This window comes from Bacteroides caecigallinarum, from assembly GCF_021530995.1.
Taxonomy (GTDB): Bacteria; Bacteroidota; Bacteroidia; order Bacteroidales; family Bacteroidaceae; genus Phocaeicola; species Phocaeicola faecigallinarum.
On record NZ_JADYTF010000316.1, the window covers coordinates 1 to 342 of the forward strand.

Annotated in this window: 1 pseudogene; it reads right to left on the bottom strand. The window is 43.6% G+C overall.

Going from position 1 to position 342, the window contains the following annotated elements:
* Nucleotides 1–342, bottom strand: a pseudogene (locus I6E24_RS16820) (IS4 family transposase); the annotation flags it as partial.

The window sequence follows — 342 nt, forward strand, 5'->3', positions numbered from 1 at the left end:
AGATCAAATCCCAAATCCTTTCGGTTACGGACAGTTCCATTGTTCCATTAATGGTTTGGTTGAACAATCCTCCTATGGTTTCATAGGCTTCAAACCGCTTGATGAAAGAAAGGATATTGTACTGCATTACGGTCAGGCTGATGCTTGCTATCTGCGAAGAGAAGTTCAGGCATTGGCACTTCCCGAGTTTGAGTAGTCCTTTCATCTCAGAGAAGAGACTTCAATGGCCCAACGCATGGAATAGATGCGGTATGCTTCAAAAAAGTTCAGTCCGGTATTGGTGGAAAGGAATGCGTTCCATGTTCCTTTCCGTCCTCTTTTACAGAAGAAGATGCGGATTTT